General features: G+C 64.3%; 9 protein-coding genes. All 9 read left to right on the forward strand.

Annotation, left to right across the window (positions count from 1 at the left end):
- The first annotated feature begins 603 nt into the window (after window positions 1–603).
- The 9 genes from ACVOL0_RS13030 to ACVOL0_RS13070 all read left to right on the forward strand — a co-directional run bounded on the left by ACVOL0_RS13030 (window position 604) and on the right by ACVOL0_RS13070 (window position 14,915).
- Window positions 604–3,063, forward strand: a complete 2,460-nt coding sequence (locus tag ACVOL0_RS13030) for a GH92 family glycosyl hydrolase (RefSeq protein ID WP_481549457.1) — start codon at window positions 604–606, stop codon at window positions 3,061–3,063.
- A gap of 98 nt (window positions 3,064–3,161) precedes the next feature.
- Window positions 3,162–4,220, forward strand: coding sequence for a LacI family DNA-binding transcriptional regulator (locus ACVOL0_RS13035; protein ID WP_481549458.1), 1,059 nt, complete (start codon window positions 3,162–3,164; stop codon window positions 4,218–4,220).
- 43 nt (window positions 4,221–4,263) lie between these two features.
- The gene (fucP, locus tag ACVOL0_RS13040; protein WP_481549459.1) at window positions 4,264–5,571 is read left to right on the forward strand and encodes an L-fucose:H+ symporter permease; all 1,308 of its coding nucleotides are present in this window, start codon (window positions 4,264–4,266) and stop codon (window positions 5,569–5,571) included.
- Window positions 5,572–5,577: 6 nt separating this feature from the next.
- Window positions 5,578–6,573 (forward strand): carbohydrate kinase family protein, encoded by a 996-nt coding sequence (locus ACVOL0_RS13045; protein WP_481549460.1) that lies wholly within the window; start codon window positions 5,578–5,580, stop codon window positions 6,571–6,573.
- A complete protein-coding gene (locus ACVOL0_RS13050; protein WP_481549461.1) occupies window positions 6,570–7,802 on the forward strand; it encodes an AGE family epimerase/isomerase in 1,233 nt (410 codons plus the stop codon). The genes ACVOL0_RS13045 and ACVOL0_RS13050 overlap by 4 nt, the downstream gene beginning before the upstream one ends.
- 177 nt (window positions 7,803–7,979) lie before the next feature.
- Window positions 7,980–10,691, forward strand: coding sequence for a beta-mannosidase (locus tag ACVOL0_RS13055; RefSeq protein ID WP_481549462.1), 2,712 nt, complete (start codon window positions 7,980–7,982; stop codon window positions 10,689–10,691).
- Entirely contained in the window at window positions 10,691–12,124 is a 1,434-nt protein-coding gene (locus tag ACVOL0_RS13060) for a glycoside hydrolase family 47 protein (RefSeq protein ID WP_481549463.1), read from the forward strand. The genes ACVOL0_RS13055 and ACVOL0_RS13060 overlap by 1 nt, the downstream gene beginning before the upstream one ends.
- A 308-nt stretch (window positions 12,125–12,432) precedes the next feature.
- Window positions 12,433–13,092 (forward strand): response regulator, encoded by a 660-nt coding sequence (locus ACVOL0_RS13065; protein ID WP_481549464.1) that lies wholly within the window; start codon window positions 12,433–12,435, stop codon window positions 13,090–13,092.
- Window positions 13,089–14,915 (forward strand): sensor histidine kinase, encoded by a 1,827-nt coding sequence (locus tag ACVOL0_RS13070; protein ID WP_481549465.1) that lies wholly within the window; start codon window positions 13,089–13,091, stop codon window positions 14,913–14,915. Before ACVOL0_RS13065 ends, ACVOL0_RS13070 begins: the two co-directional genes overlap by 4 nt.
- The last annotated feature ends 23 nt before the right edge of the window (window positions 14,916–14,938 follow it).

Consider the following 14,938-nt stretch of genomic DNA (forward strand, 5'->3'; position numbering starts at 1 on the left):
CCCCATTTTGGCGGGGGCGGGGGCGTGGGGGGGGCTGGGAGGGGGGGGGTCGGGCCGAGCCATGCTCGGCAGGGGCCTTACCGGGAAAGCCTCTGTCGAGCACAGCTCGGCACTACGCCTGGCTCCCTCCGTTTGGCCGCAGGCCAAGGGGAGGTCTGGGGAGGGGTTGGCTTTTTGGGTGTTACCGGGAAGGCTCCTGCCGAGCATGGCTCGGCACTACAGGCCGGATTTTTCTGCCGATGTTGCGCCGCAGAATGCGTTGGGCGAAATGCTCATGCTTTACTTGGATCGATCTAAATTTTCGACAGGTTGCTTCCGGGGACGCAGTTGGGGCCGCGCAGGGCGAGGCCCAGCTGACTGCAAGTCACTGAAAATACTGCCGGATACCGCTTTCCACGGCCCAATGTTTGCTGCTTTTTTCCCGCTGGCCGCCGTCGTGACGGCTGTCGGGGCAGGTGCAGGGGCCTACCCGTTTTGCTGATGCCTGGCATCTCTCCCCCATCCCGTTCCCGGATGGGCTGGACATCAGCGGCCCGGCTTGTCCGGGCCAACTTCTGCCGTAGCTACATCGCCGCCGTACCGACCGACCCAAGGATCCAATGCATGAGCCGATCGCCTTCCACCGCCCACTCCCGTCGCCGCCCGCTGGCAACGGCTGCCTGCCTGCTGGCGCTGAGCTTCGCGCCGTTGCTGCAGGCTGCGCCGTCGGCCGCGCTGGAGCGCGAGGTCAATACCTTCATCGGCAGCAAGGATGACGGCAATACCTTCCCGGGCGCGTCGGCACCGTTCGGCCTGATCCAGGTCAGCCCGATTGGCAGCCATTACTCGGGTTGGCGCTATGACGATGAAAAGATCCGCGGCTTCGGTCATTCCTTCATCTCCGGCGCCGGTTGCTGGGAGCAGGGCGGTCAGGTTTCGGTATTGCCGGTGACCGGCAGCATTGGTCCGGGCGGTGATTTCGACACCAAGGACCCCAAGCGTTTCGATCACAAGAGTTACGCATCGGCTTACAGCCATGATGGCGAAGTCGGCCAGGCCGGCTACTACAAAGTCCGTCTGACCGACTATCGCGGCATCGACGTGGAAACCACCGCGCTGACCCGCGCCGCCGCCGAGCGCTACACCTTCAGCGCGGGCGTGAGCGAAGGCCAGGTGCTGGTCAACGTCGCCCAGGCCAATGAGCGCCATTCGGTGATCGGCAGCGTCATCGACGTGGTCGGTGATCGTGCGGTGGAAGGCAAGCTGGTCACCAAGAGTTTCTGCGGTGGCCACCAGTACACCACCTGGTTCCGCATCGAGTTTGATCGCCCGTTCAAGGCGCACGGCACCTGGGGCGAGGAAGGCGGCCTGCCCGGCGCACGCCACAGCATGGAAGGCGAGGCCAAGCCCAATGGTGCGTGGCTGAGTTTTGACCTGGCCGATGGCCGCAGCGTCACCGTCACCAGTGCGATCTCGCATGTGGATGCCGAAGGCGCGCGCAACAATCTGCGCAGCGATGGCATGCAGGGCGGCAAGCTGCTGAGCTTCGATCGCATGCGCGCGCTGTCGCAGGCGCAGTGGCGCGAACAGCTGGGCAGCGTCAAGGTTGAAGGTGCGAACGCCGATGACCGCACTGTGCTGTACACCGCGCTGTACCACGCGCTGCTGCAGCCGATGACCGGCAGCGATGCCGATGGTCGCTATCGTGGCTACGACGACGTCATCCATCGTGCTGATGGCTGGACCTACTACGAGTATTTCTCGTTGTGGGATACCTACCGCACGCAGAACCAGTGGCTGGCGCTGACCCGCCCGGAAGTCGCGCGTGATATCGGCCGCAGCCTGCTGGCCATCAATGAGCAGGGCGGTTGGTTGCCGCGCTGGGGCTATGCCAATTTCGAAACCAATGTGATGACCGGCGACCCGGTAACACCTTTCATGGTCGACCTGTGGCGTTTTGGCGCGCTGAAGGGCCGCGAGGCGGAAGCCTGGGGCGCGCTGCGCCGCAATGCCTTCGAGATGCCGCCGATCAATTCGCGCATGGCCGGCCGTTCCGGCAATGCCAGCTATCTCGCCAACGGTTTTGTCGGTTATGACCGTGCGTTCCCGTCCAAGGGCATGGACGTCGATCCGCACCACGGCGGCTCGGCAACGCTGGAGTACGCGTTGGCCGATTGCGCGCTGGCGCAGATGGCCGATGGCCTCGGTCACGCCGACGATGCAGCGACGCTGCGCGCGCGTGGTGGCAACTGGCACAAGGTGTGGGATGCGGATGTGCGTGATGCCGAAACCGGCTTCACCGGTTTCCCGCGTCCGCGCGACGAGAACGGCAAGTGGTATACGCCGGCCGATGGCCATTACAGCCCACGTTCGGAACATGGCTTCCATGAAGGCACCGCTTGGCAGTACCAGTGGCTGGTTCAGCAGGACGTGCCGGGCATGCTGCAGGCCATGCATGGTCGCGAACAGGCCGGCAAGCGTCTGGATGCGTTCTTCGCCTATGACGCACTGCTGCAGGCTCCGCTCACCGCCGCGCGCAAGGAGTGGGTGGTTGGCCCGTACAGCTATTACAACCAGTACCGCTACAACCCCAACAACGAGCCTGACCTGCATTCGCCGTGGATGTATACGCTGATCGGCCAGCCGTGGAAGACCGCCACCGTGGTCCGCGCCGCGCAGCAGCTGTTCACCAATGCGCCCAACGGCGTCACCGGCAATGATGACCTTGGCACGATGTCGGCCTGGTACCTGTTCAGTGCGCTCGGCCTGTATCCAGCAGTACCGGGCAGTGGTCAGTTCCTGCTGCATGCGCCGCGCTACAGCAAGGCCGAGATCACCCTGGGCAACGGCCGCACGCTGCGCCTGCAGGCACCGGGTGCCGATCCGCGCAGCCTGCAGTACATCCAGAGCGTGCAGGTTGATGGCAAGTCGCAGCCGGCGGTGTGGCTGGATTGGCAGCGCCTGCAGCAGGGCGGCGATGTGCGCTTCACCCTTGGTGCGCAGGCACCGGAGCAGGGCTGGGGCACCGCACCGGCGGACCTGCCGGTGTCGTACTGCGCCACCCCGGGCAGCGCCCAGCCGTGAGCTCAGGCAGCGCCAAGGCCGGGAAGAAGGAAGCGGGCAGCGCAGGCGCTGGCCGTGATCCTTTAGGCTTGGCGCATCCCGAAACCGCAGCGGAAACGATGAAAGACACTTCTACCGGCGCCAAGGGCGCACGCAAGGCCGGCCAACGCGCGGTCACCGTCACCGACATCGCGCAGGCGGTGGGGGTGTCGCGGGCGACCGTATCGCTGGTGCTGCGTGGCAGCCCCTTGGTCAACGTCGACACCCGCGCCAAGGTCGAGGCCGAGCTGCGCAAGCAGCGCTATGTGTACAACCGCACCGCCGCCAATCTGCGTCGTCGTACCTCGTCGTCGATCGCGCTGGTGATCAACGATCTGTCCAACCCGTTCTTCGCCGAATTCGCCTCGGGCGTGGACGAGGCGCTGGGCGACAAGGGCTTCGTGACCTTGCTTGGCAGCACCGGCGAATCGCCGCAGCGCCAGCAGGCGGTGTTGAGCACCTTGATGGAGCACACACCGACCGGCTTCATCCTGTCGCCGGCCGAAGGCAGCGATGCCGAAGAGCTGCGCCATGTATTGGGTGCGCACGCCAACGTGCTGCTGTTCAACCGTGAACTGGCCGGCGCGGACTGGGATTTCCTCACCCTGGACAACCAGCACGGCGCGTACATGGCGACCCGTCACCTGATCGAACGCGGTCATCGTGACATCGCCTTCTTTGGCGGACATGGCGCATCCAGTTCCTGCGCGCAGCGCCGCCTGGGTTACCAACAGGCATTGAGTGAAGCAGGCTTGCCCTTGCATGCGGACTGGTTGATCGAATCCGCCCCCAACCGCTTGGAAGCCGCTGCACGTACCGGCGAATTGTTTGAAAGCGCACAGCGTCCCAGCGCCGCGGTCTGCTACAACGACACGGTTGCATTGGGCCTGATGCTGGGCCTGACCTCGCGTGGCATCCGCCCGGGCGGTGACTTCGCCGTCACCGGCTTCGATGACATCTCCGAGGCTGCAGTCGCGGTGCCGCCGTTGACCACGCTGACCGCAGATCCGCGCGAACGTGGTCGCCAGGCTGCAGCCTTGTTGCTGCAGCGCCTGGACAACCCCGATGCCGCACCGATGCGCACCGTCGCACCGGTGCAGCTGCGGATCCGCGAAAGCAGTGCAGCAAGGCCAAGTTGATTCCCTAGCCCCATCTTCCGATTACCGTATCCAGGCAGCCCACATGCACATACCAACATCGCCGTCATCTTCATCAGGCCAGTCGGCACCCGTGGTCAATACGCGCGTGGCCTTGGCAGTGGCGACGACCATCTTCTTCATGTGGGGCTTCCTGACCTGCCTCAACGACATCCTGATTCCGCACCTGAAGTCGGTCTTCGAATTGAACTACACCCAGGCAATGCTGGTGCAGTTCACCTTTTTCGGTGCCTACTTCCTCATGTCGCTGCCCGCAGGTCGACTGGTGGCGCGGCTGGGTTACAAGCTGGGCATTGTCGCTGGCTTGGTGATTGCCGGCATCGGCGCGCTTGGCTTCTGGCCGGCGGCTGAGCTGCGTGTCTATGGCGCCTTCCTTGCGGCCTTGTTCGTGCTGGCAACCGGCATCACCGTGTTGCAGGTAGCGGCCAATCCCTATGTGGCGCTGCTTGGCCCGGAACGCACCAGCTCCAGTCGTTTGACGCTGGCCCAGGCATTGAACTCGTTGGGCACTGCGATCGCGCCGATCTTTGGCGGCATGCTGATCCTGGGCAATACGGTGAAGAGCGCCGATGAGCTGACGGCGCTGCCGCTGGCTGACCAGTTGGCCTACCGCGCGCAGGAAGCGCAGTCGGTGCAGGGGCCGTATCTCGGCCTGGCGGTGGCCTTGTTCCTGCTGGCGTTGTTCGTGTTCCTGTTCCGTCTGCCGTCGCTGAGCGAGAACAGCGAACAAGCCGACAGCGCACGCCACAGCTATGGTGATGCGCTGCGCCACAAGCACCTGCTGTTCGGCGTGCTGGGCATCTTCTTCTATGTGGGTGCCGAGGTCTCGATCGGCAGCTTCCTGGTCAACTACCTGTCGCAGCCCAACATCGGCGGCTTCAGTGAGCAGCAGGCCACGCACTATGTGTCGCTGTACTGGACCATGGCGATGATCGGCCGCTTTGCCGGTTCGCTGCTGCTGGTGCGCTTCTCGCCACGCAAGTTGCTGGCGTTGTTTGCACTGATCAACGTCGGCTTGCTGGCCCTGACCATGGTCAGCGAAGGCCAGGTAGCCTTGTACTCGATCGTGGCGATTGGCCTGTTCAACTCGATCATGTTCCCGACCATCTTCGCACTCGGCATCGAGCGCCTGGGGCCGTTGACCAACAAGGCGTCCAGCCTGCTGATCATGGCCATCGTCGGCGGCGCCGTGGTGCCCTTCCTGCAAGGCATGCTGGCCGACCGCATCGGTGTGCACCATTCATTCGTACTGCCGTTGCTGTGCTACGGCTACATCATTTTCTACGGGCTGGTCGGTTCGCGCACCAGCACCGGCGTTACCCAACAGGACTAAGGCCAGATGGGCAAGATTGTTTGTTTCGGCGAAATTTTGATCGATCTATTAGCGCAACCGCCGGCCTCGGCGGACACCCCGCGCGCCTTCCTGCAGTACGCCGGCGGTGCCCCCGCCAACGTCGCAGTGGCGGCCGCGCGCTTGGGTGCCAGCAGCCATTTCGCCGGCATGCTGGGTCGCGACATGTTCGGTGACTTCCTGCTGGAGAGCCTGCAGCAGGCCGGGGTCGAGACCGACTGCATCGTGCGTACCGATGCAGCCAAGACCGCGCTGGCCTTCGTCGCGCTGGACGCGCATGGCGAGCGCAGCTTCAGCTTCTACCGGCCGCCGGCAGCGGATCTGCTGTTCCGCGCCGAACACTACCTGCCTGCCTGCTTTGACGGCACGGCCTGCTTCCACGTCTGCTCCAACAGCCTGACCGAAGTCGATATTGCGGCGGCGACCTTTGCCGGCATGGAGCGTGCGCGCGCCGCCGGCGCCGTGGTCAGCCTGGACCTGAACCTGCGTCCTGCGCTGTGGCCAGCGGGTGTCGATCCCTCGCCGCGCCTGTGGCAGGCCTTGGAGCGCGCCGACCTGATCAAGCTCTCGCGCGAAGAGCTCGATTACCTGGCCGCGCCGTTGGGCGCCGATGGTGATGCGCAGGTGCTGCAGCGCCTGCTTGCGGCGCAGGCACGCTGGGTGATCATCACCGACGGTGCCGGCACGCTGCGCTGGTATACCCGCCATGGCCAGGGCGAAGTACCAAGCTTCCGCGTGCAGGCGGTGGATACCACCGCTGCGGGTGATGCGTTTGTCGGCGGCGTGCTGGTGGGGCTGGTCGAGCGCGGTGGCGCAGGCGCGGGTTTCGCCGCGTTCTGCCAGACCCCGAACGCAATCAATGGCACGCTGCGCTTCGCCGCAGCGGTGGGCGCATTGGCGGTGACCCGCAAGGGCGCCTTTGCGGCAATGCCAAGCTTGAACGAAGTGCAGCATCTGCTGCAGCAACAGGACGCCATCGCATGACCACCACGCCCGATTTCCGCTCCCCGACCTTCCTGCGCGCGCATATCGCCGACACGATGGCCTTCTACCATCCGCATTGCATCGATGCGGATGGCGGCTTCTTCCACTATTACCGGGACGACGGCAGCATCTACGATCGCAGCCATCGCCACCTGGTCAGCAGTACCCGCTTCGTCTTCAACTATGCGATGGCCTACCGTGAGTACGGCAACGCCGAGTATCTGGATGCGGTGAAGCACGGTGTGCGCTACCTGCGTGATGTGCACCGCAATCCAGCCACTGGCGGCTACGCCTGGACCCTGCGCGATGGCAAGGTCGAGGACGACATGAATCACTGCTATGGCGTGGCGTTCGTGCTGCTGGCCTACAGCTGTGCACTGAAGGCCGGCATCGAGCAGGGTCGGGAGTGGATGGACGAGACCTGGCAGCTGCTGGAACGCCACTTCTGGGAGCCGCAGCACGGCCTGTACCGCGACGAAGCCGATGCCGACTGGAACTTCACCGGTTATCGCGGCCAGAACGCCAACATGCATATGTGCGAAGCCATGCTGGCCGCGTTCGAGGCCAGTGGCGAACAGCGCTACCTGCAGCGCGCCTTGCAGCTGGCCGACAACATGACCCGCAGGCAGGCAGCCAAGGCTGGTGGCCTGGTCTGGGAACACTACGACATCGATTGGAACATCGATTGGAACTACAACCTGGACAATCCCAAGCACCTGTTCCGTCCCTGGGGCTTCCAGCCCGGCCACCAGACCGAATGGGCCAAGTTGCTGATGATCCTCGACCGCCACGTCGATGCCGACTGGCTGGTACCGACCGCGCGACACCTGTTCGATACCTCGATGACGCGTTCCTGGGATGAGGTGCGCGGTGGCCTGTATTACGGCTTCGCACCGGAATCGCGTCGCCAGCCGAACATGGACGGCGCGGCGATTGGCGGCGACAGTTTCGTCTGCGACGACGACAAGTACTTCTGGGTGCAGGCCGAGTCGCTGGCCGCCGCCGCGCTGCTGGCCAAGCGTACTGGCGACGCCAGCTACTGGGACTGGTATGACCGCTTGTGGGCATATTCGTGGCAGTACTTCGTCGACCATCGCTACGGTGCATGGTTCCGCATCCTCGATGCCGACAATCGCAAGTACGACGACGAGAAGAGCCCGGCCGGCAAGACCGATTACCACACCATGGGCGCCTGCCACGAAGTATTGAACGTAGTGCGCGAAAGCTGATCAACGGCATTCGCATTGTTTCAGTCATCCCCCCGCGAAGGTGGGGACCGCTCTGGGCTCTCGGCGCAACAGCGAGAGCCTGAGTCAAAGAAATGTGTGAGTTGATGGCGGCGACAGTTTTCTGGTTGTGCCATTGAGCAGAAACACACGCGGAACCAGCAGCAGGGAGGAAACAGCATGCAGCACGTGCACTTGAAATTTGGATCGATACAAATCCATGCTCAACGCGCATGCCGCGGCCTGTTGCTGTGCGCGCTGTGGCTGACTTCCAGCGCAGCGCTGGCTGCACCCTTGCATGCGCAATGGAGCTTCCGCCTGCTGCCGGGTGATGCACAGTTGCAGGCGCATCCGGGCATGGATGCGTGGAAGCCAGCGACGGTGCCGGGCAGCGTGCATACCGACCTGATGGCTGCTGGCTTGATCGGCGATCCCTACGTGGGCGCGGCCGAAGCTGGCCTGCAGTGGATCGGTCTCGCTGACTGGGAATACCGCGCCCGCTTCGACGTGGATGCCGCAAGCCTGGCGCGGCCGCATGCGGAACTGCGCTTCGATGGCCTGGACACCTTCGCCGAAGTCCGCCTCAACGGCGAGCCGTTGCTGAAGGCCGACAACGCGCACCGCACCTGGCGTGCACGCGTGGATGGCCGCCTGCGCGCGCAGGGCAATGAGCTGCAGATCGTGTTCCGCTCGCCCATCCGCACCTTGCTGCCGCAGGTGCAGACGATGCCGCACAAGATTGCCGGCAACTATCCTTCACCCTACGGGGATGAGCCCAAGGACGCGATGGTCGGCAACTTCGTACGCAAGCCCGCCTACCACTTCGGTTGGGATTGGGGCCCGCGCTATGTCACTGCCGGCGTGTGGCGGCAGGTGCACCTGGATAGCTGGGATCAACAGCGCATCACCGATCTGGCTGTGCGCACCGACGCGCTGGATGCTAACAAGGCTGAGTTGAACGTGCTGCTGCAGGTGGAGCAGGCGGACAAGGCCGATACGCAACAGGTCGTCGTCGACGTGCGTGACCCGGAAGGACAATCTGTAGCGCAGATCAAGCGAGATATCGCGCTGGCACCCGGTGAGAACACCGTCTCACTGCCGCTGCAGATAGCAAATCCACGCCGCTGGTGGCCGGTGGGTTATGGCGCGCAGGATCGTTACACCGTGCAGGCACGGCTGGGCGACGGCAAGCAGGAAGCAATGGAATCCAGCATCCGCGTCGGCCTGCGTACCGTGCAGCTGCAGCGCGAAGAGGACAAGGACGGCGGCCAGGGCTTCGGCTTCGTCATCAATGGCGTGCCGGTATTCGCCAAAGGCGCGAATGTCATTCCGTTCGATGCCTTCCCGGCACGGGTGACCCGCGAGCGCCTGCGCCGTGACCTGCAGGCCGCACGCGATGCCAACATGAACATGCTGCGCAACTGGGGCGGCGGCTACTACGAAGACGATGCCTTCTTCGACATCGCCGATGAGCTCGGTTTGCTGGTGTGGCAGGACTTCATGTTCGGCGGCGGCATGCAGCCGGGTTATGACCCTGCGTTCCGTGCCAACGTCGTTGCCGAAGCGCGCGACAATATCCGTCGCCTGCGCCACCACCCCAGCATCGTGCTGTGGTGTGGCAACAACGAGGAAGAGACCGCGTGGAAGGATTGGGGCCACGGCAAGAGCTTGAAGGAGGCCGATCCGGTGTTTGCCGCGAAGGTCTGGCAGGGCTATGTGGACCTGTTCGGCAAGGACCTGCGCAGCGTCGTCGCCGAGGAAGGCCTGGGCGTGCCGTACTGGGCCAGTTCGCCCAGCAATGACCTGGATGCAAAGGCCAATGACTCGCGTCGCGGCGACAAGCATTACTGGGAAGTCTGGGGCAACCCGGCGCTGCCGCCGACGGCCTACCTGAAGGAAACCCCGCGCTTCATGTCCGAGTATGGCCTGCAGGCCTGGCCGCAGCTGTCGACCATCAACGCCTTCGCCACGCCGGAAGAACAGCAGGTGGATGGGCCGGTGATCGAGGCGCACCAGAAGTTCCTGGCCGGCAAGGGCAATGAGCGTCTGCTGCACTACATCGAGATGGAGTTCGGCACGCCGCGCAACTTCGCCGACTTCGTCTACCTGAGCCAGATGATGCAGGCCGAAGGCATTGAGCTTGCAGCACTGCATCACCGCGCCTCGCGCCCGTACACGATGGGTTCGTTGTACTGGCAGCTCAACGATGTATGGCCGGGGGCGTCCTGGTCCAGCGTGGACTACTACGGCAACTGGAAGGCACTGAACTTCCACGCACGGCGCTTCTTCGCCGAGGTTGCGGTGGCCGCGCTGCGCTATGAAGGCAGTACCCGTTTCAGTCTGCTCAATGATGGCCGCGAGCCAGTGCAGGGGCAGTGGCGTGTACGCGTACTGGATTTCGATGGGCGGGAGTTGCAGCAGCAGCACAAGCCAATCAGCTTGCCGGCGCTGTCGGCTACCGAGGCCGCACGCTTCAGCGACGCCGAGCTGCTGCAGGGCGCCGATCCAAACCGCAGCGTCGCCGTATTCGAACTGCTGCGCGGTGACGCAGTAGTGGCACAGCGCCTGGTCTACTTCGTCGCCGCCAAGCAGCAAGCCTTGCAACCGGCGCAGCTGCGCAGCGCGCTGCGCGCCGAAGGCGATCACTACCTGTTGGAGCTTCGCGCCGACAAGCTGGTGCGTGGCATCTGGATCGGCTTTGACAAGGCCAACGCCAGCGTCGAGGACAACGCTTTCGACCTGCTGCCCGGCCAGACCCGCACGCTGGTCGTGCGCAGCACCGCACCGCTTTCCACCCTGCGCACAGCCCTGCACCTGCAGACGCTGGGCGACACCCTGCAGTCCCGTCCCGTTGCATCGCAAGACAACGCTTCCGTCGAGAGGATTCACTGATGACCCGTTCCCTGCGTACCGCCCCCCTGGTCGCCGCGCTGATGCTGGCGCTTTCCGCCTGCAGCCAGCAGGCCGCCGCTCCCGCCACCACCCCGGCTGCACCGGCCGCAGCTGCTGCACCAGCCGACGCCGCGCTTCCGACCGTCGATGACGCCGAAGCCGCACGCATGGCCGAGCAGGTCCGTGAAGCCACCCGCCACGCCTGGCAGGGTTACATGCAGTACGCCAAGGGCCATGACGACCTGAAGCCGCTCAGCGGCCAGCCGCGCGACTGGTATCCCAAGCCGCTGCTGATGTCGCCGGTCGATGCACTGGACACGCTGCTGCTGCTCGGCCTGGACAAGGAAGCCAACGAAGCACGTGAGCTGATCGTCACCCAGCTGTCCTTCGACCAGGACATGGACGTGCAGAACTTCGAGGTCACCATCCGCCTGCTCGGCGGCCTGCTGTCGGCCTATCAGATGACCAACGACGAGCGCCTGCTCAAGCTCGCCGATGACCTGGGCACGCGCCTCTCGCCGGTGTTCGACAGCCCGACCGGCCTGCCGTATACCCACGTCAACCTGCATACCGGCAAGACCAGCGGCAAGATCAGCAACCCGGCCGAAACCGGCACGCTGCTGCTGGAGTTCGGTACCCTGGCCAAGCTCACCGGCAAGCAGGCGTACTACGACAAGGCCAAGCGTGCGCTGGTGGAAACCCACAAGCGCCGTTCCAAGATCGGCCTGGTCGGTCTGAACATCAACGTCGAGACCGGCGAGTGGACCAACAAGGACGCCTCGATTGCCGGCGGCATCGATTCGTACTACGAGTACCTGCTCAAGTGCTGGAAGCTGTTCGGCGACGAAGACTGCAAGAAGATGTGGGACGAGAGCATCGGCCCGATCAACCAGTACCTGGCCGATGAAGTGCGCGAAGGCGAGCTGTGGTACGGCCACGCCGACATGGACACTGGCGCCCGTACCTCCACCACCTACGGTGCGCTGGACGCCTTCATGCCGGGCCTGCTGGCCCTGGGCGGTGACCTGGACCGCGCCAAGCGCCTGCAGGAATCCAACCTGAAGATGTGGCGGCTGCACGACATCGAACCGGAGTCGCTGGACTACGCCAAGATGGAAGTGCGCTCGCCGAGCTACGCGCTGCGCCCGGAGATCGTCGAGTCCGCGTACTACCTGCACCACTACACCGGTGATGCGCGTTACCGTGGCATGGGCAAGGAGTTCTTCGATGACTTCGTGCGCTACACCCGCACCGATCACGGCTTCTCGGCGCTGAAGGACGTGCGCAGCAAGGAGAAGGACGACTCGATGGAGAGCTTCCTGTTCGCCGAGACCTTCAAGTACTACTACCTGCTGTTCGCCCCGGCCAAGACCCTGGACTTCGACGGCGTGGTCTTCAACACCGAAGCCCACCCGCTGCGCCGTACCTGGTAAGAGCGAGCGAGAGTCAGGGCCCTCCCAGATCCCACCGAAGCCAAGCTTCCTCCCCTCTCCCGCTTGCGGGGTGAGGGGGGCGGTTTGCGAACCGCAGGTTTGCGGCCCAACGAACGCCCTTGCGTCAACGCAAGGGCCGGGGCGCGGAGCGGAGGCAGGGGGTGAGGGCCTTCGCCCTCACCGACCCCAACGAAGGTTGCTGTTCCGCTCCCAAGGCCACGCAACGCCCAACTCCCACAGAGCCCCATCACAAGTCAACCGTAAGACCACGCTAAACTCCGCCACAACACGGACCATGGCGGGGGCCGATGGAGCTGTCTTCCATCCTGATCATCGACGACGACGCAGCTTCGCTGGCGAGGCTGGCTCGGCTCGTGGCCGAATTGCCGGCTGACCAACAGCCACAGATCCACACGGCCGACAATCTCAGCAAGGCCCGGGAACTGCTGCAAACCCATCACGTCGATCTCGCCCTGGTCGACATGCAGCTACCCGACGGCACCGGCACCGACCTGATCAGCTGGATGCAGCAGCACGTACCGCAGCTGCAGGCAGTGATCGTGTCCGCATTCGCCGAAGAAGAAGCCATTTTTGCCGCGCTGCGCGCGGGTGCCGTGGGCTACCTGCTCAAGGACCGCGACGACATCGAGCTGACGGTGGCGCTGCGCAGCCTGCAACGCGGCGGCGCACCGATTGATCCGATGATCGCGCGGCGGATTCTGACGTTGCTGCCCGCCGCACAACCTCCTGTCGGCGCACCGCCAACCCCCGGCGTGCATCTGTCAGAACGCGAGCTGGGCATCCTCAGTCATGTCGCGCAGGGCTACGGCAACCGCGAGATTGCAGAGCTACTCGGTTTGTCGCGTCTCACCATAGAGGCGCACACCCGCAACATCTACCGCAAGCTTGCGGTGGGCTCGCGGACTGCTGCGGTGTATGAAGCGCGCGTGTTGGGACTGCTGCCTTGATCCGCTGGCTGCTGTTGTTGCTGTTGTCAGCATGCGCGGCTGGCGCATATGCACAGGCTGCGGACATAACCCGCATCACCCACGCCGAGGCTGTACGCGCCGATTGGCAATCGCCGTCGGCGCCCGCGCAGGGTTGGGAGGAGGTGACACTGGCCGACCAGTGGCAGACCCGCTGGCCCGGTCACGACGGCGTGGTCTGGTATCGGCTGCGCTGGCAGCAGGGCGATGCCAATCAACCAACGGGTCTGCTGCTCGATTACACCTGCATGGCAGCAGCGGTGTATCTCAACGGCAGCCTGATCGAACGCGATCCCTCCTTGGTCGAGCCGCTTTCACGCAATTGGCACGTGCCACGCTATTTCCTGCTGCAGTCGCCATTGCTGAAGCAGGGCGAGAACGAACTGTTGGTGCGGGTGTCGGGCCTGGCTGCTTACCAACCTTCGCTGGGTGTGGTGGACGTAGGCGACCCGCAGGCCCTGCAGGCACGCTTCCGCAAGGAGGTTTTCGTCCGCCATGACCTGCAGGTGCTGGATAGTGCGATTGGTTTCGTGCTGGCGGCAGTGATCGGCATGTTCTGGCTGCTGCGACGCAAGGATTCGATGTATGGCTGGTATGCGTTGAGTGCGGTATTTGGGCGGCTCTACGACAGCAACTTCTTTGTCAGCAGCCCGTGGCCGTTCGCCACCACCGATGGCTGGCAGGCCTTCATCGGTGCCTGCTATGTTGCAGGCGCAGCCGCACACACGATCTTCCTGTTGCGTTTCTGCGAGCGTCGCTGGCCGCGCCTGGAGCGCGTGTTGCTGGCTATCGCCGTGCTGGTCATGGCAGGCGCCTTGTCGTGGCCGCAATGGATGGGGCCCCACCGCAACTTCTATCTGCTGCCGACCATCGCTTTCCTGTACCTGGTGTCGTTCACCTTCATGGGCTATGCGCTGCGCAGTGGCCGACGTGACTACCAGGTGCTGGCGTTGTGCATCATCCTGCCGATCGCGGTGTCGCTGCACGACCTTGGCGTGTACATGGGCTGGTATGGCGGAGTGAGTTATCTGGGGTCGTTCGCCTCCCCGTTGATGCTGCTCGGCATGGGCTTCGTGCTGGCTTACCGCTTCGCCAATACCATGCAGCGGGTAGAAGGCTTCAATGCCGAGTTGCGCGATGAGGTGCAGCGGGCCACCGCGCAGTTGGCAGATACCTTGCAGCAACAGCATGCCTTGGAGCTGTCGCACAGCCGTGCCGGGGAACGCTTGCAGTTGGTGCGTGACCTGCACGATGGCTTCGGCGGCACCTTGGTGGGTGCCATCGCCCGCCTGGAACAGGCGCCGGACGAGATGCCACGCAGCAAGGTCATCGGCGTATTGCGCGAAATGCGCGACGACCTGCGTCTGGTCATCGACAGCACAGCGCGCGAGCAGGCGGACCTGGCAGAGCTGCTGGTGCCGCTACGGCACCGCGCCAGCAACCTGCTGGAGGCCGCAGATATCCAGGCAAACTGGCACCTGCATGACATCCAGGGCGTCGAACTCGGTGCCAGTCGAAGCCTGGACCTGTTGCGGCTGTTGCAGGAAGGTTTGACCAATGTGTTCAAGCATAGCCGTGCGCAACGCGTGGACGTCTACCTGGCCAGGCATGGCGATGAGCTGCAGCTGCGCATTGACGATGATGGCGTCGGCCTGGCACCGGTTGCTGAGGCGAGAGCGCCTGCCGGCGCCGGCCTGGCCAGCATGCGCCTGCGCGCGCGCAGGCTGGGCGGCCATCTGCAGGTATCGCCAGCTGCCGATGGCGCGGGTACCCGGTTGGCAGTTGTATTGCCGTTGGTGGCGTGACCCGGAGCGTGGTCTGCAATCGC

Source organism: Stenotrophomonas sp. STEN021 (assembly GCF_056760175.1).